This window comes from Streptococcus sp. KHUD_010, assembly GCF_040207525.1.
GTDB classification, from domain to species: domain Bacteria; phylum Bacillota; class Bacilli; order Lactobacillales; family Streptococcaceae; genus Streptococcus; species Streptococcus hominis.
In genome coordinates this window covers 398,172-414,947 of record NZ_CP157941.1, presented here as the reverse complement: position 1 = coordinate 414,947, position 16,776 = coordinate 398,172, and the positions used below count along the sequence as shown (strand labels likewise).

Sequence of the window (16,776 nt, the reverse complement as noted above, 5' to 3'; positions counted from 1 at the left end):
CAGTTTAAAATAGAATCGTCCAGAAAAAGATAACATGAATTCAAAAATCACTCTAGATAACCTCTAAAGTGATTTTTAAGATTCTATCAAAGTCAAAGAATGATGTTATAATTCTTTTTTATATTTTTCAACTTCTGCTTTATTAGCCCACACAAAGTGTCCAGGACGAATTTCGACCATTTCTGGCTTATCCGTTGAATAATCATGCTGATTAGCATCATAGACTTTCAACACTTTCTTCCGTTCCAAGATTGGGTCTGGAATTGGCACAGCTGATAATAAAGACTGAGTATAAGGATGAATCGGATTGTTAAAGAGTTCTTCTGTTTTAGCTACTTCGACAATCACACCCTTATAAATTACCGCAATACGATCTGAAATGAAGCGTACAACCGATAAATCGTGAGCAATAAAGAGGTAAGTTAAACCTAATTCTTTTTGGAATTTTTTCAGTAGGTTTAAAACTTGCGCCCGCACAGACACGTCCAAGGCTGAAATCGGCTCATCTGCAATGACAAAATCTGGTTCCATAACAAGCGCACGAGCAATCCCAATCCGCTGACGTTGACCACCAGAAAATTCATGCGGGTAACGCGTTAAATGCTCTGATAACAATCCAACTTCATGAATAATATCTTTCACTTTTTTCTTGCGCTCTTCTTCATCTTTAAATAAGTGGAAATTATACAAGCCTTCCGAAATGATATAATCAACTGTCGCACGTTCATTCAAACTAGCAGCAGGGTCTTGGAAAATCATTTGAATTTTACGAATGATTTCTGACTCTTCTTCTTTTGATTTTTTGCCATTAATTTTTTTCCCTTCAAAGAAAATCTCTCCATGACTCGTATCATTTAAACCAATAATCGCACGACCAATTGTCGTTTTACCAGAACCAGATTCTCCTACAAGTGAAAACGTTTCTCCTTTATTGATAAAGAAATTAGCATTTTTAACAGCAACAAATTTCTTGCTTCCCTCACCGAAGGAAATTTCCAAATCTTTAACTTCTACTAATTTTTCAGGCATTTCCTTCCTCCTAGGCGTCTAAATGGGCAAAGCCCATTTTTGAGCTAATTTTTTCGTGTAAATCATCAATAACAGCTGGCTTATTCACTTTTGGAGCGTTCTCATGTAACAACCATGTTTTTGCCCAATGGGTATCCGTTACATAGATTTGAGGTGGCTTCTCTTCAAAGTCAATTTCCATAGCATAATCCGAACGCAAGGCAAATGCATCTCCTTGTAAATGCGAATAGAGAGATGGCGGCGTTCCAGGAATTGAATACAGTTCACCCTTATCATCTGCCAATTGAGGTAGACTAGATAACAAACTCCAAGTGTAAGGATGACGTGGATCGTAAAAGACTTCTTCTACTGTTCCGTATTCAATGATTTCACCAGCATACATAACCGCAACCTTATCGGCAATACTTGCTACCACTCCAAGGTCGTGGGTGATAAAAATAGTTGTGAATTCATATTCTTGTTGCAAAGATTTCAACAAATCAATGATTTGTGCTTGAATTGTAACGTCAAGTGCTGTCGTAGGCTCGTCACAGATTAGAATGTCAGGACGACAAGCAAGCGCAATAGCAATAACAATCCGTTGACGCATTCCTCCTGAATATTGAAATGGGTATTCATAAAAGCGCTTTTCAGCATCAGGAATGCCGACCTTATTCATATAGTCAACAGCCATTTCTTTCGCTTCTTTAGGCGTTTTCTTTTGGTGCTTGATAATCACTTCTGTAATTTGGCTACCGATTGTGTTAATAGGGTCCAAACTTGTCATCGGATCTTGGAAGATTGTCGCAATTTTAACACCACGTATAGGTTCCCAATCTTTATTTGACTTCAATTTTGTCAAATCTTGCCCCCGATAATCAATCGTTCCTTGAGCAACTCGACCATTTTCTTCTAACATTCCTGTAAATGTCTTTGTTAAAACAGACTTACCAGAACCAGATTCTCCTACAAGTGCAAGAACTTCACCTTCAATGAGGTCAAGCGAAACACCACGAATAGCTGTTAAGACCTTATCACGAACGTCAAATTCCACGACAATATCGCGAGCAGTCAATATTACATTTTTTTCCTGTGTCATATTTACTCCTATCTATGTGTACGTGGATCACTAGCATCCGCTAAGTTTTGACCAACAACGAATAATGAGAGGGAAACCAAAATCAAGGTTGTCAATGGAATCCAGAAAAGATACGCATTTGTTGTCACGTTTTGTGAATAATCTGAAATTAACCGTCCCAAACTTGGTACTGTGACAGGAAGCCCCAAACCAAAGAACGATAGGAATGCTTCATAAGAAATGAAATTTGGCAGCAGTTGTGAAGCCGTGGTCACAATAACAGAAACCAATTGTGGCATGATATTTTTTACAATGATTTTCAGTGTTGGCGTTCCTAAGGTACGACTGGCAAGGTTGTATTCCAAGTCACGATAACGCATGATTTGGATACGAATCGTATAAGCAATCCCAACCCAACCTGTGATGGTCATAGCAAAAATCAAGTTCCAGAAACCAGCACCAATTGAATAAGTCAAGACAATGACAATCAAGAGAGATGGGATGTTAGAAATGATATTGTACACTTCCATCATAATACGGTCAACGGTTTTTGAAATTCCCCAGATACCACCAATCACAATACCAATAACTAAGTTAATCACGGTTGCAATGACAGAAATGAGGATAGAGTTACGAGCTCCAAACCATACTCCGTCAAAAAGAGATTTTCCGTTGCTATCTGTACCAAACCAATATTGCCCATTTGGTTTAATATAACGCGCACCGAAATCATTCACCTTGCTGACATCGTTAAAGTCAAAATCTGAGAAAATCGGATAAATGAAACTCATCAAAATAATAGCGACCAAAATTCCCAACATGATAACTGTTGATTTCTTTTTTAGGAACTGACGCATAACTGATTTCCAGTAAGAATAGGCTGGAGCATCAATCGTTTCAGAGGCAAAATCATCGCGTTTGACAAATTGGAACTTAGTCTTATCAATTGTAGCCATTATTTACCTCCTTTTGATGTTAATTTAATACGTGGGTCAAGTACTGTCATCAGAATATCACCCAATAGAAGAGCGAAGATAGAAAGACAAGTAAAGATAAAGACAAGACCAACGACCATAGAATTGTTTGAAGCTTTAACAGAGTCAATCAACATCTTACCCATACCAGGGAAAGCAAAGACTGTTTCAGTCAAAGTTGCACCTGTAATAACCCCAATAACTGAGTTTGGAATGCTGGATACAAGTGGCACCATGGCATTTTTGAAAATATGTTTATTAGAAATTTCTTTTTCAGAAAGACCTTTTGCACGTGCAAAACGAACAAAATCTTGTGATTGCAAGTCAATCATATAACGGCGAATCCAAACGGCTGTCCAAGGCGCACTCAAGAGTCCAAGAATAACTGCCGGCAGCACATAAGAGCGCCAATCACCTGCTCCCAAAATAGGAAATGAATCAGGCAAGCCAATCGCTGAACCAATCAAGCGAATGATATAAACCAAGGCAATAGTTGGCAGTGACATTAAGAAAGTCAAAGCACCGGTTGAAATACTATCAAACAATGTATTCTTAAAGCGAGCCATATAAGATCCAAGTGGAACGGCGATTAAGTATGACAAGGCCAAACCAATCAACCCAACAATAGAAGAGCTCACAATCATAGATGGATATTGATAATTGCTCTCTGTCGCCGTATAAGGATCATCTTTTCCGTAATTAGCAACATCGCGTGCATCGGCTTGTTTTGGAGACTTATATGTACGTGTATAAATATTAACAGATGATGTTTTCTTTCCTGTTGGAAATTGAACTTCTGAAGTCTGCGTTTGACCTTGCCCTTGTGAAATAACTTGTAGGACAGGGAGATTTGCATAGGTTGGATAAGATGTTCCCAAATTTAATCTTACAAAATTTTGATGGATAAATGGAAATTGACTGTTGAAATATAACAAGTATTTATGTTTCGTTCCAGAACCAACAACAGACCAACCAATAGCAGGATCATTTTCAATACGAAGATAACGCTTCAAGTTTGGATTAGAAGCATCTTTCACAGCCCCTGTATGATCAATTTGAATCAAATTACCATAGAAACCAAGAACGCGTTCATAGACCGGAACCTCTCGAGTTGCATAAAATTGCTTACTTTCTTTGAATTGCTGCAATTTCCAACCACGCCCCAACTTTTTGATGTAAGCTTCATAGATTTTTTTATTTGCATTAGTAGGCTCCACTGTTACTGAGGAATTCGCTTTACTAGCTTTTTCTTGCAATTCCTTCGTATCATAGTAGTCAATGTAACCCATGCGCTCAAAAATCGTATTTTCGTAATTGGTCTTTTTATCAGGAGTTGTCGCTATTTTGTTATAGTTTGGGTCCTGTTTGAAAATCAACTTCCTAGGCACCATGGTATAGATAATGGTGTAAGTCAGCGTTGTTACCATGAAAATAGATACTAAAGAGCGTAAGATACGCATAAAAATATATTTCTTCATTTACCGTTTCCTTTAAAATCCCAAAAGAACTTTCCCTCCTGTTAGAGAAAGTTCTGATGAGAAGTTTATTTTACATGATCTGCTAATTCTTTGGTATTTACTGATTTAGCATGAGTCACATCAGATATTCCACTTTAATAACTATGGTTAAGTTATTAAACATAACCTGTCAGCCAAGACCGAAGGAACTGATAGAGAAATGCCACGCGTCACGACAAATACCTATTTTCAATTTTAGAATACCTTCAATTTTTAAACTGATTGTTTAAAATTATATCACAATTCTGGTTAATTGTAAAATCAATTGTCAGAATATTTTTATCATAATTGAACTTTTTTGTTTTTCTGTTAAATTTTATCTAATTTTTTTCAATTATTTAACATGATCTGCAAGTTCTTCTTGAGCCTTTTTATTAGATTCTGTGCGCTTTTTATTCCATTTTTTCATTGCTTTCTTGTATTGATTTTGAGTCACAGGCTCATCTTGGAGTTCAAGATATTTATATAGGATGATTTCACTATTCCCTTTGTTTCCTGACCAAGCAAATGGATTAGTAAATGGCACTGTGCGAGAAAGAATTGGGCGACCCGTTAGCGTTGTTGTTGGAATGACTAATGCATTATCTGTCAACCAAGCTTGTGCTGCAGCATATTTTTCATAGCGTGCATTCGTATTAGTGGTTTCTTTTTCAGCCTCATTCAACAGCCTTTCATATTCGTTCATACCAACTTGTGCTGCTGCAGTGTTATTCGTGCCTGCATCAAATCCTAGATAAGTCTTAGTGTTTTCACCACTTGAAGGTTTGATGACATCAAGATAAGTAGATGGGTCTTGGAAGTCTGGACTCCAACCAACATTATCAGAAAGGTCCCAATCTTCTGCTGCTGCAGATTCAGCAAAGTAAGTGATATTATTCACGTCGTCTTTAGACATTTGTTGAATATCAATCACAACATTTTCTTTACCAAGATTTTTTTCAATAGATTGTTTCAATGATTGCACACGTTGAACTTTGTTAGTTGCTGTTTGGTCAACTGGCATATCAATGTGAATTGGGAATTGAACGCCATCTGCTTGAAGCGCTGCTTTCGCTTTCGCTAATTTTTCTTTAGCTTTAGTTGGATTATAAAGCCCATCTTGTGCATCATCTAAGTTGACATCTTTCCAACTTTCATCGTAGCCAACTAATTTTTCTTTGACCAATTCCCCAAAGCTCTTGTCATCTGTTTGAACAAATGTTGGTGGTACAAAGAGATTACGAAGCATCTTCGTCGCACCGTCTTTACCATTTACTTGTGACGCATAAGCTGTGCGGTCAAATGCAAAGGTAATGGCTTGACGGAAGTCTTTGTTCAGCAAAGCTTTCTTAGTAGAAGTTTTTTGAGCATCTGTTGTCTTTGAAGTATGATTGTAAGATTGACGATCAATATTTGTAGATACTAGGTAAGTCGTTGCATCTTGTGGAGTATAAACGATGTTGTTTTTATATTTCTTGCTAACAGATGAATAACTTGGACTTGTTGGAAATACTTTGGCATTGGTAAATGAGCCATCACTAAATCCTTTAGCAAGTTTATCTTGGTCTTGACCATCATAGTAGGACAACTTAATGTTATCAATGTGCACATTTTTCTTATCCCAGTAGTTTGGATTTTTAGCAAATTCAACAGACGATTTCGCTGTGATAGATTTTAGCAAGTATGGACCATTATAAAGCAGACTAGACGGATCTGTTGCTTGTGCAAATTTATTGCCTTTTGATTTCAAAAATTCTGCATTAACTGGTGCTAAAACGCCCATTGTTGTTTTAGAATTCCAAAAGCTTTCTGGTCGATTAAGCGTGTATTGAACTGTGTAATCATCAACTGCTTTGATACCGACAGAAGAGAAATCTTTATTTTCACCCTTCATGTAAGCATCCAAGCCTTTGATTGAATCTTGCACCAAGTAAATAGCATCAGATTTATTGTCCGCAGCATATTTTAAGCCTGTCACAAAGTCTTGTGCCTTAACTTCTGCATACTCTTCGCCTTCCGATGTGTACCACTTCACACCCTTACGAAGTGTATAAGTATAAGTCAAGCCATCTTTAGAGACGGTCCAATCCTTCGCCATAGAAGGAACTAGATTTCCATAACGGTCATTTTCCAAAAGTCCGTCAATAACATTGCTGGTAAGATTTGCAGTAGCTGCTTTCCCAGTTGTCAAATAGTTCAAATTATCTGGATCTTGCTCATAAACATATGAGAATGTTTTATTCCCAGAGCTTGTTTTAGAGCCAGAACAAGCTGCTAGAGTTCCTGTTGCAAGCAAGGCTAGCGCTGCAAGGGTAATGATTTTACTTTTTTTCATAAATATTCCTCCCAAAATCATTATTTTTGTACATTCTAGCACACAAAAAGTAAAAAGTAAATAGAATTTTCTAAATTTTATGACATTTTTTTCAGACCTAGTATCAAGGGGATTATATTAACCTTACAATTTTATAGATAGAAAAAAGCAGGTTTTCCTCACCTTTTAGTGAGTTTTACCTGCTTTTATCATTGTATTATTTTACATGATCAGCTAATTCGTCTTGAGCTTTTTTATTAGACTCAGCTTTTTCTTTTTGCCATTTCTTCTTAGCTGCTTCATAGTCTTTCTTCGTGACAGCATCTTTACCGACTTTAATGTATTTATAGTAGGTTGAGCTACCTTTACTACCTGTTTGCGCAAATGCACCTGAGAACGGTTGAATGCGTGACACAAAAGTTCCGGCACCTGTTGAAGCCATTGTTGGTAAGACAAGTGAACTGTCTGTTAACCAAGCTTGGGCTGCTGCATATTTTTCATAACGTTTTGCAATGTCTGTTGTTTCTGCACCTGCTTCATCGACTAATTTATTATATTCGTCCAAGCCAACTGCTTTAGCACCAGCATTTTCACTACCAGAGTCAAATCCAAACCAAGTTTTCGTATTATCAGAAGATGTTGATTTCAAAATATCAAGATAAGTAGATGGATCTTGATAGTCGGGATTCCAACCAACAGCGCCTGAGATATCCCAGTCTTCTCCAGCTGCATTTGGAGCATAGTAAGTGATGTTATTAAAGTCGTCTTCTGACATCATATTCAAGTCCATGACAACATTTTCTTTGCCAAGCACTTTTTCAACAGATTGTTTTAAAGACTGCATCCGAGCAACGTAGCTCTTAGAAGTTTCCACAGTAGGAACATCTAAGTGGATTGGGAACTGTACACCTTGAGCTTGCAGAGCTGCTTTTGCTTTTGCAAATTTTTCTTTTGCTTTTGTTGGATTGTACAAGCCGTTTTGTGAATCAGCTAGTTTGACACCCTTCCAGTCATCGCCATAGCTTGCTAATTTTTCTTCTACAGCATCACTAAATGATTTTTCTCCTACTTGGACAAAATTAGATGGTACAAACATATTGCGGATTGCTGTGGCAGCACCATCTTTACCATTTACTTGTGCTGCATAAGATTCGCGATCAAGTGCAAAGTTCAAAGCTTGACGGAAGTCTTTGTTCAACAATGCCTTTTTCGTTGAATTTTTTTCTTCATCTGTTTTCTTAGCCGTATGGTTGTAAGATTGACGGTCAATATTAAGGGCTAAAGCAGCCGTTCCAGAGCCTGCTTCTGCTGTATAGATATTGTCCTTGAATTGTTTTTCAAAAGTTGCAAAGTTTGAACTTGTTGGGAAGAGGCGTGCGTATGAGTATGCCCCATCTTTGAAATTACGAGCCAATGAGTCTTGGTCTTGACCATCATAGTAAGCAAGCTTGATGCTATCCACTTTTACATTATCTTTATCCCAATAATGTTTATTTTTAACATATTCTACCGCAGATTTTGCTGTGATAGCTTTCATCAAGAATGGTCCATTATAAAGGATGGAGTTAGTATCTGTTGATTGGCCAAATTTATTTCCTTTAGATTTCAAAAATTCGGCATTGATTGGCCACATAATGGCAGAGGTTGTCTTTGAATTCCAATATGGCTCTGGCTTGTTCAATGTATACTGAACAGTATAATCATCAACTGCTTTCACACCTACCGTTGAAAAATCTTTTGTTTGACCATTCACGTAAGCATCTAAACCTTTAATTGAGTTTTGAACCAAATAAAGCGCCTCAGATTTTTTATCGGCAGCATGTTTCAGTCCAGTTACAAAATCTTGCGCCTTGACTTCAGCATATTCTTCACCTTCTGATGTGTACCACTTGGCACCCTTACGAAGTTTATAAGTATAGGTTAAACCATCTTTTGATACAGTCCATGACTTAGCCATTGATGGTACAAGATTTCCATATTTGTCATTTTCTAACAATCCGTCAACTCCATTTGTCACAAGATCGCTAGTGGTTGCTTTTCCTGATGTTACATAATCCAAAGTTTCTGGATCACCAGAATATACATAACCAAATTTTGTTTCAGCTGAGTTCGATTTCGAACCCGAGCAAGCAGCTAAAAGGCCAGAAGTTAAAAGAGCTAACCCCGCAACTGCGATGATTTTACTTTTTTTCATAGATACCTCCGAAAGTATGATATATACTAATTATACTATATCTTCTAAAAAAGTAAAGAATTTTCAAACAAATCTTTTAATAAAAAATGTTGTTGTGAGCCGAAATACTTTCAAACAACAAACTCATTTCTTGTTCCCTATCAGTGAATATACTGCTTTTTAGGTCATTTCCCCTCTGGACGAATGACATACGTTTCAAATTCCAGATTTGGCATACATTCTGCCAAATCTTTCTCAATGCGCTTGAGTGCTTCTAAACGCATTTCAACAGAGGTATGAGCATTTCCTTGAATGATAAAAATGGCATTCTTTGTCTCATCATCAAATTTATAGTTTTCTCCGTCACGAACATCTAGCCATGCTAAAATTCCTTTTTGATCACGATAAACATAATCAGCCTGTGAAACGTGTTTTTCCGTAGATAAAATCGGTAGAAAAACATCTTCTTTTTGACTAACCGTAAATTCAATTTGCCCCGCTATTTTATCCAAATCATGCCCACCAATGGCTAATAAAGAATGTAAAGATTCAACATTATAAATATCAATAATACTATTAATATTCGGGATGGATCCACGATGTCGAATATTCCGAATAAGCGCCAAAACGGTAGGAGGATTCTTCTTGACACTACGTCCGACACTTTGCAATAAATCCTTGTAGCCTTGAATGACTGGAGTATCAGACACCTCATCGATATCGCAATTCAATGCCCACTTTTCCATCTCTTTTTGCTTTTTCAAAAATGAAGCAGGTAAAGGTGCACGTGGATCTACATTTTTAGCGATGCCAATAACCACATTTTTAATCCCAAGCATTGCGAGACTTTCATTCAGTATAAACTTCATCATGATCCACCTCCGTTTTATTATTTATTGAGTTCATCAACTATTCAAATTGTATCATTTTTAGGATAAAATTTCTTACTTTAGTTTTAAAATGCTGTCTTTCATTCATATTGACAAATTTTTCTCCTATGAGAAATGCTAAAAAGACTGGAATTGCTTTCAATCTTATTTCTCACTATTTTCAACTGCTGCTGTAACAAAAGCTGTATAAAGTCCTTCTGGACGATTAGGACGGCTAGATAATTCTGGGTGGTATTGACAAGCCACAAAGAATTTATTTTCTGGAACTTCAACAATTTCCACCAAGCGATTGTCCGGTGAAACTCCTGAGAATACAAAACCAGCATCTTCAAATTGTTGACGGAATTCATTGTTAAATTCGTAACGGTGACGGTGACGACGCTGAACAACTTCTTGATTGTCATAAGCTGCAGCCGCTTTGGAACCGCGTTTCAACTTAGACGGATACAATCCTAAACGAAGCGTCCCTCCCATATCTTCTACATCAATCTGATCACGCATCAAATCTATAACAGGATGTTTCGTATCTGGATTTAGTTCTGAAGAATTAGCATCATCAAATCCCAACACATGGCGAGCAAATTCAACACAAGTCAACTGCATACCAAGGCAAATTCCAAGCATTGGCACATCATTTTCCCGTGCATATTGAATAGTCGCAATCTTTCCTTCGGTCCCACGATGACCAAAGCCACCCGGCACAATAATACCGTCTGCATCTTTCAGCAATTCAGCAACATTTTCAGTTGTGACATCATTCGCATTGACCCACTTCAGCTTGATTTCCGCATCGTTGGCATAACCAGAGTGCTTGAGAGCTTCTACAACAGAGATGTACGCATCTGGTAGTTCCACATATTTCCCAACAAGCGCAATTTTCACTTGTTTCTTCAAGTTCATGACTTTATCAACCATAGCAGACCACTCTGTCATATCTGCTTCTGGCACGTCCAACTTCAAGTGATCACAAACGATTTGGTCCATGTTTTGCGCTTGTAGGTTTAGCGGAATTTGATACAAATGTTCCACATCTAGCGACTCAATCACTGCTTCTGGTGCTACATCACAAAACTGCGCTAATTTGTTCTTAATATTTTGACCAGCTGGCTTTTCGGTGCGAATGACCAGCATATTCGGTTGAATTCCAAGACCACGCAATTCTTTTACAGAGTGTTGAGTTGGCTTGGTTTTCATTTCCCCAGCTGCCTTAAGATATGGAAGCAAGGTCGTGTGAATATACATCACATTGTCTGCTCCGACATCTGCCTTCATTTGACGAAGCGCCTCTAAGAATGGCAAACTTTCGATATCTCCAACAGTTCCTCCTACTTCTGTGATAATCACATCAGAGTCTGTTGTCGTTGCAGCACGTTTAATCTTTTCTTTTAAAGCGTCTGTAATGTGTGGAATGACTTGAACAGTCGCTCCAAGGTACTCACCTTTACGTTCTTTGCGAAGAACTTCACTATAAATCTTACCCGTTGTGACATTTGAATATTTATTTAGGTTAATATCAATAAAGCGTTCATAGTGCCCCAGATCCAAGTCTGTCTCTGCACCGTCGTCCGTCACAAATACTTCCCCGTGTTGGTAAGGGCTCATCGTTCCTGGGTCAATATTGATATATGGATCAAACTTTTGAATAGTCACCTTAAGGCCACGGTTTTTCAAGAGACGACCAAGACTTGCTGCTACAATCCCTTTACCAATCGAACTAACTACACCACCTGTAACAAAAATATATTTTGTTGCCATAAATACTCCTTATCTAAAATACAACGTCCATTGCTGTTTAAGACGTGTTCATGAATAGCAAAACAAAAATAGCTCCCTAGAGCTAGGGAGCCTCGACTTCTTATAAAAGAAGTGCCCAATATTATAATATCGCAGAATAAAACTTTTGTCAAATAAGAAAATAAGAATACATCATTAAATTTGACTATTCTTCCTCTTCTCCGTCTACTTCATCGTCAGAATACTCTTCGTCATCATCTTCTTCATTCAATTCGACTTCTTCACCTAAATCATCAGGTGCGATTTCATTGATTTCAGCATCATATGCTTCAACTTCACTCTTCTCATCGTCCGGATTGTCCTCGTCGTAACTTAGAGCAGGATCAGCTTCGTATGAATCTTCGTCTTCTGGGTCATCATCACTGTAATCAATAGCATTTTCATCACCGTCCATAAAGGCATTTACACGTTTCTTCTTCCGTTTCTTCGGAGTTTCTTCATCGTCTTCTTCAAGTGTGATAATTTCTTCATCCACCTCGTCAATCGCATACCATGAACGTAAGCCCCATTTGTTATCTCCAAGAGGAATGAAACTGCCGTCTACATTTAGCTCTGTATAAAAAAGCGGCAAGGCTTCACGAATATCACTATTTGATTTTTCAAGGTAATTTTGAATTTCATTGACAAGATCATTAAAATACATTTCATGATGACGACCACGTGTTTCTAAGATAGCACGCGCTACTTCAATCATAGAAAGTTCACTTTTTTCTTGTCCAGCAAATACTTCTAATTCCAAAGTCGATCTCCTTTTAAGTCTGAGAGCTTCTGCTCTATTGGTTCTCAAAAATTTAATTTATTGAATTTTTCGCTACTTTTTATTGTACGATAAAAATCCTCTTTCGTCAAAGGAATTTCATCCGCAATTCAAGAAAATCACCATTTTTACTAAAATGGCTTTCATTTTTTCTATTATAAAGAAGCAAAAAGGCAATTCAGCCAATTCTCCGACTGAACTTGCCTTATGTTATCGCTCGATTATTTTACTTTTGCAGTACTTGTAATCAATTCAACGGCTTTTTTAATCACAATATCATGTTTCAACATATCTGCTGAAAGAAGTTGACGAACGCGTTCTACTTCCATATTGTAATCAGCGGCAAGAGAAGCAATTTCTGCTTCAATATCTTCATCACTTGCTTCAAATCCTTCTGCTTTCGCAACAGCTTCAATCACAAGGTTTGTCTTAGTTCGTTTTTCAGCGTCAGCTTCATGTTGCTTATGAAGATCTTCTTGCGTTGTACCAGTGATTTGGAAGTACATGTCTGGTGAAATGCCTTGACGTTGCATGTTCCCAAGGAATTCATTCACAGAACGGTGCACTTCTTCGTGAACCATTTCTTCTGGCAACTCAACGATTTCTGCATTTTCTACTGCAAGATCAAGTGCTGCAGATTCGACTGCGTCATCAAAAGCAATTTCTTTTGATTCAGCTAATTCTTTGCGGTATTTTTCCTTTAATTCGTCAAGTGTTTCAACGTCTTCATCAATGTCTTTAGCAAGTTCATCATCTAGTTTTGGAACTTCTTTTTCTTTGACTTCATGAATGGTTGTAACAAACTTAGCATCTTCACCTGCAAGGTCTGTTGCTTGATAGTCTTCTGGGAATGTCACGTTTACTTCTACTGTTTCACCAGCAGCATGTCCAACCAATTGATCCTCAAAACCTGGAATAAATTGACCGCTTCCAAGTTCAAGTGAGAAGTTATCTCCTTTACCACCGTCAAATTCAACGCCGTCAACTGTTCCAACAAAGTCAATCACAACTGTGTCGCCATTAACAGCCTTGTCTTCTTTCAATACAAGCTCTGCCAAATTGTTGCGCTCACGTTCAATTCTTGCGTCTACATCTGCGTCAGATACTTCTTTAGAGACATCAACAGACACTTCTAGATTTTTATATTCACCTAATTTTACTTCAGGTTTTGTAACCACCTCAGCAGTAATGGTCCAATCTTGACCTTTTTCCATAGAAGCTACGTCAAATTGTGGTTGGGCAACAACTTCAATTTCTGCTTCTTTAACTGCAGCTTCATATGCAACTGGAAGAAGGGCGTTCAATGTATCTTGGTAAAGAGCTTCTTCACCAAATTTTTGGTTAAACACCGGACGAGGAAGATGACCTTTACGGAAACCTGGTACATTCAGAGTTTTCTTAACTGAGTTAAACACGCGGTCCAATTCTGGCTTGATTTGTTCTTGACTAATTGTAAATGTCAAAACTCCGCGATTTGTTTCTTTACTTTCAAATGATACAGACATTCTGTCATTTCTCCTTAAAATTTATTGAATACAATCAATTATACCATAAATACACGTTAATTCACAAATTTTCTAATAAAAATTAACGATTTTTCCATCTAATGTCTATTTTTCTCTTTATGCTTTCCGAATTTTATCCTTTTGGTAAGCAGCACGTGCTCCACCGATTAGCTTAGGGCGGCTGGCGAGAGCAGTCACATGCGCTTCTCCGAGTTCTCTCAAAATTGGTCGTACCGGAATTTGGACGTGCTTAATATGCATACCAATTGCCGTATCTCCGATATCTAGCCCCGCTTGAGCCGTGATAAATTCCACCTCAACTGGATCGTTCATATATTTAAAAGCAGCTAACTGCCCGCTTCCACCGGCATGCAGAGTCGGTAGGACGTTGACAATTTCTAGATTTCGTTTTTGAGCCAATTCTCGCTCCACAACCAAGGCTCGATTAACATGTTCGCAGCCTTGAACAGCTAAGTAAAGACCACGCTCGGATAACATATCCAATATGGTTTTGACAATGACTTCTCCTACTTCTTGGCTGGAATTTTTTCCAATATGCCCTCCAATCACTTCACTGGAAGACAAGCCCAGTACAAAAATATCACCAGCAGAAAGGGCTGATTTTTCTAAAACATCTGCTAAAATTGTTTGTGTTTGTTCTCTAAGTTTTTGTAAATTCATGATTTCACCTCGTTTTAATTGTATTATAAATGATTTTTATTGCTTTTACAAACTGAAATTCTTAAAAGTAAAAAGGGCACAACGCCCCTTATTACTTTATTTTTTCAAAATATCCACCAACAGTTTATTCAAGATCACCCCAATAATCATTCCTAAAGTATTTTGGCAGAAGTTAGGAAATATTTCTGGAAAAGCTGCTCCCCAACCATGCATGATTGTGGAAGCAACAGCATACCCCCCTACCATAACAAGCGTCGCCAATACTAAACCAAGATAACGACTTTTCCCTTTAAAACCCGCAAAATAGCCTTGTAGACTATGAAAAATCAGGCTAAAAAACATCCACTGCGGATAACCCGAAATCAAATCAATAAGAAATCCGGCTAAACCACCAACAATTGCTCCTTCTTTTCTGCCAAAATAAAAGGCGGTAAAGAAAATTCCTGCATCAAGGAACGTTAAAATCCCCGTTGGTGTTGGAATTTTTAAATAATATCCCAAAACAACTGTCAAAGCAGTAATCATAGATAAAAGGACAAGTTTATGCGTCTGATTCTTTTTCATATTGAACAACTCCATATTGATCTGAATGTTGGATAGCTTGATAAACAAATTTTTTTGAAATTTGAACAGCATCAAAAGTTGATTTTCCTAGTAATAGCTGACTGGCAATGCTGGAAGCAAAGGTGCAACCCGCTCCGGTATTATTTTTGTCTAAAACAGGCGATTTCAAAATTTGAAATTGTTCTCCGTCATAAAAAACATCTATCGCTTTTTGAACATCTAAGCGATTTCCTCCTTTGATAACAACGGATTTAGCACCCAAGGAATGAAGAAGTTTAGCCGTTTCTTTTACATCCTTCAATGTTCGTAACTCTTTTTGAGCCAAGAGTTCAGCTTCTGGTAAATTAGGCGTGATAATGTTTGTATAAGGAAAAAACTTGATGAGCTCATCTCGAAGTTCCGAAACCTCCACATCATGGGTTTCCTTGCAAACTAAGACAGGGTCTAACACAACGGAAGTCTCTGCATGAGCTTTCACAAAATCCAAAGCCAAATCTGCCACTTCTACATTGGGCAAAAGCCCCAATTTAATAGCTGAGAAGGGTACATCCTTGAGAGAATTGAGCTGCTGAGCAAAGACGGTCGTATCTACAGGAATAACCTCAAAACCTTGCTCTGTCATAGCGGTCAAGCAAGTCACCGCCACAAAACCATGTAGTTGGTTGACCGTGTAGGTTGCTAAATCAGCATGCAGTCCGCCGCCACTAAAAATATCATTCCCTGAAATTGCCAGAATAAGATTATTCTTCATATCGTATCTCCTTTAGATAAAGTCCGTTCGAGGCTGCTGTTGGTCCTGCTAAATGACGATCTTTTTCTGTTAAAATTCTATCAATCTGCTCGACTGGCATTCGACCGTTGCCAATCTTCAGCAATGTTCCGACCATATTGCGGATTTGCTTATATAAAAATCCATTGCCGGAAAAAGTAAAAATCAGAAAGTTGCGTTTTTCATCAAATACCAGCCTCGCTTCTGTAATCGTCCGTATTTTATTTTCCACGCTAGTTCCTGACGCTGTAAAACCTGTAAAATCGTGAGTTCCTTTTAACTTTGTAATGGCTTCCTCCATTAGATTCAAATCAAGTGGATAGGGATAATGCGTTGCATAATGGCGCATTATAGGATTTTTGGGACGCCCGATATCCACTATAAATTCATAGGTCTTGCTGTGTTTGCAATACCTAGAATGAAAATTATCATTCACCTCTTCTACACTGATAAAATCAATATCTTCCGGTGTTTGCGTATCTAGCGCAAAGCGCAGCTTTTCTTCATCTCTTTTTTGCGGCAAATCAAAATGAATAACTTGTCCTAGCGCATGAACGCCACTGTCTGTGCGTCCAGCTCCATGAACGATGACAGGCTTTCCTCTATTGATTTTAGTTAAAGTCTTTTCAATCTCTTCTTGAACGGTTCGCACCTGTGGCTGTCTTTGAAAACCCGAAAAATTGCTGCCATCATAAGAAATAATTGCTTTATATCGTACCATATTTTTATTCTACCATTTCCTAATGCTTTTCTCTAGTCGATCATCAAGAAAC

Annotated in this window: 14 protein-coding genes; all 14 read right to left on the bottom strand. The window is 37.8% G+C overall.

What is annotated here, in order from left to right; genetic code table 11:
• Positions 1-105: 105 nt before the first annotated feature.
• On the bottom strand, positions 106-1,029 hold the full coding sequence (locus ABKA15_RS02030; protein ID WP_049514159.1) for an ATP-binding cassette domain-containing protein: 924 nt from the start codon (positions 1,027-1,029) through the stop codon (positions 106-108).
• A 10-nt stretch (positions 1,030-1,039) separates the two neighbouring features.
• Complete coding sequence (locus tag ABKA15_RS02025; protein ID WP_106388162.1) at positions 1,040-2,107, bottom strand: ABC transporter ATP-binding protein; 1,068 nt, start codon at positions 2,105-2,107, stop codon at positions 1,040-1,042.
• 8 nt (positions 2,108-2,115) lie between these two features.
• The gene (gene oppC / locus ABKA15_RS02020; RefSeq protein WP_106388161.1) at positions 2,116-3,042 is read right to left on the bottom strand and encodes an oligopeptide ABC transporter permease OppC; all 927 of its coding nucleotides are present in this window, start codon (positions 3,040-3,042) and stop codon (positions 2,116-2,118) included.
• On the bottom strand, positions 3,042-4,538 hold the full coding sequence (locus tag ABKA15_RS02015) for an ABC transporter permease (protein ID WP_106388160.1): 1,497 nt from the start codon (positions 4,536-4,538) through the stop codon (positions 3,042-3,044). The genes oppC and ABKA15_RS02015 overlap by 1 nt, the downstream gene beginning before the upstream one ends.
• A gap of 373 nt (positions 4,539-4,911) precedes the next feature.
• On the bottom strand, positions 4,912-6,891 hold the full coding sequence (locus ABKA15_RS02010; protein WP_106388159.1) for a peptide ABC transporter substrate-binding protein: 1,980 nt from the start codon (positions 6,889-6,891) through the stop codon (positions 4,912-4,914).
• 196 nt (positions 6,892-7,087) lie between these two features.
• On the bottom strand, positions 7,088-9,064 hold the full coding sequence (locus tag ABKA15_RS02005; protein ID WP_049514169.1) for a peptide ABC transporter substrate-binding protein: 1,977 nt from the start codon (positions 9,062-9,064) through the stop codon (positions 7,088-7,090).
• Between the two features lie 164 nt (positions 9,065-9,228).
• Complete coding sequence (locus ABKA15_RS02000; protein WP_065428430.1) at positions 9,229-9,915, bottom strand: phenylalanine--tRNA ligase beta subunit-related protein; 687 nt, start codon at positions 9,913-9,915, stop codon at positions 9,229-9,231.
• A 162-nt stretch (positions 9,916-10,077) separates the two neighbouring features.
• Complete coding sequence (locus ABKA15_RS01995) at positions 10,078-11,688, bottom strand: CTP synthase (RefSeq protein ID WP_049514174.1); 1,611 nt, start codon at positions 11,686-11,688, stop codon at positions 10,078-10,080.
• A gap of 184 nt (positions 11,689-11,872) precedes the next feature.
• Positions 11,873-12,466 (bottom strand): DNA-directed RNA polymerase subunit delta, encoded by a 594-nt coding sequence (gene rpoE / locus ABKA15_RS01990; RefSeq protein ID WP_049514176.1) that lies wholly within the window; start codon positions 12,464-12,466, stop codon positions 11,873-11,875.
• 239 nt (positions 12,467-12,705) lie between these two features.
• Positions 12,706-13,989, bottom strand: a complete 1,284-nt coding sequence (gene tig / locus ABKA15_RS01985; RefSeq protein WP_049514177.1) for a trigger factor — start codon at positions 13,987-13,989, stop codon at positions 12,706-12,708.
• 117 nt (positions 13,990-14,106) lie between these two features.
• A complete protein-coding gene (locus tag ABKA15_RS01980; protein ID WP_049514179.1) occupies positions 14,107-14,670 on the bottom strand; it encodes a TIGR01440 family protein in 564 nt (187 codons plus the stop codon).
• 96 nt (positions 14,671-14,766) lie between these two features.
• Positions 14,767-15,234: an ECF transporter S component gene (locus ABKA15_RS01975; protein WP_049514181.1), complete on the bottom strand. Its 468-nt coding sequence runs from the start codon at positions 15,232-15,234 to the stop codon at positions 14,767-14,769.
• Entirely contained in the window at positions 15,212-15,985 is a 774-nt protein-coding gene (locus ABKA15_RS01970) for a bifunctional hydroxymethylpyrimidine kinase/phosphomethylpyrimidine kinase (RefSeq protein WP_350015370.1), read from the bottom strand. The genes ABKA15_RS01975 and ABKA15_RS01970 overlap by 23 nt, the downstream gene beginning before the upstream one ends.
• Complete coding sequence (truA, locus tag ABKA15_RS01965) at positions 15,975-16,724, bottom strand: tRNA pseudouridine(38-40) synthase TruA (protein WP_049514184.1); 750 nt, start codon at positions 16,722-16,724, stop codon at positions 15,975-15,977. Before truA ends, ABKA15_RS01970 begins: the two co-directional genes overlap by 11 nt.
• Positions 16,725-16,776 lie beyond the last annotated feature (52 nt).

What these genes read in the sequence shown, in the direction of transcription:
- truA (WP_049514184.1), bottom strand. Translation starts at nt 16,724, where the DNA reads ATGGTACGATATAAAGCAATTATTTCTTATGATGGCAGCAATTTTTCG.
- ABKA15_RS01995 (WP_049514174.1), bottom strand. Translation starts at nt 11,688, where the DNA reads ATGGCAACAAAATATATTTTTGTTACAGGTGGTGTAGTTAGTTCGATT.
- ABKA15_RS01975 (WP_049514181.1), bottom strand. Translation starts at nt 15,234, where the DNA reads ATGAAAAAGAATCAGACGCATAAACTTGTCCTTTTATCTATGATTACT.
- ABKA15_RS01980 (WP_049514179.1), bottom strand. Translation starts at nt 14,670, where the DNA reads ATGAATTTACAAAAACTTAGAGAACAAACACAAACAATTTTAGCAGAT.
- tig (WP_049514177.1), bottom strand. Translation starts at nt 13,989, where the DNA reads ATGTCTGTATCATTTGAAAGTAAAGAAACAAATCGCGGAGTTTTGACA.
- ABKA15_RS02025 (WP_106388162.1), bottom strand. Translation starts at nt 2,107, where the DNA reads ATGACACAGGAAAAAAATGTAATATTGACTGCTCGCGATATTGTCGTG.
- ABKA15_RS02030 (WP_049514159.1), bottom strand. Translation starts at nt 1,029, where the DNA reads ATGCCTGAAAAATTAGTAGAAGTTAAAGATTTGGAAATTTCCTTCGGT.
- ABKA15_RS02000 (WP_065428430.1), bottom strand. Translation starts at nt 9,915, where the DNA reads ATGATGAAGTTTATACTGAATGAAAGTCTCGCAATGCTTGGGATTAAA.
- ABKA15_RS02005 (WP_049514169.1), bottom strand. Translation starts at nt 9,064, where the DNA reads ATGAAAAAAAGTAAAATCATCGCAGTTGCGGGGTTAGCTCTTTTAACT.
- oppC (WP_106388161.1), bottom strand. Translation starts at nt 3,042, where the DNA reads ATGGCTACAATTGATAAGACTAAGTTCCAATTTGTCAAACGCGATGAT.
- ABKA15_RS02010 (WP_106388159.1), bottom strand. Translation starts at nt 6,891, where the DNA reads ATGAAAAAAAGTAAAATCATTACCCTTGCAGCGCTAGCCTTGCTTGCA.
- ABKA15_RS02015 (WP_106388160.1), bottom strand. Translation starts at nt 4,538, where the DNA reads ATGAAGAAATATATTTTTATGCGTATCTTACGCTCTTTAGTATCTATT.
- ABKA15_RS01970 (WP_350015370.1), bottom strand. Translation starts at nt 15,985, where the DNA reads ATGAAGAATAATCTTATTCTGGCAATTTCAGGGAATGATATTTTTAGT.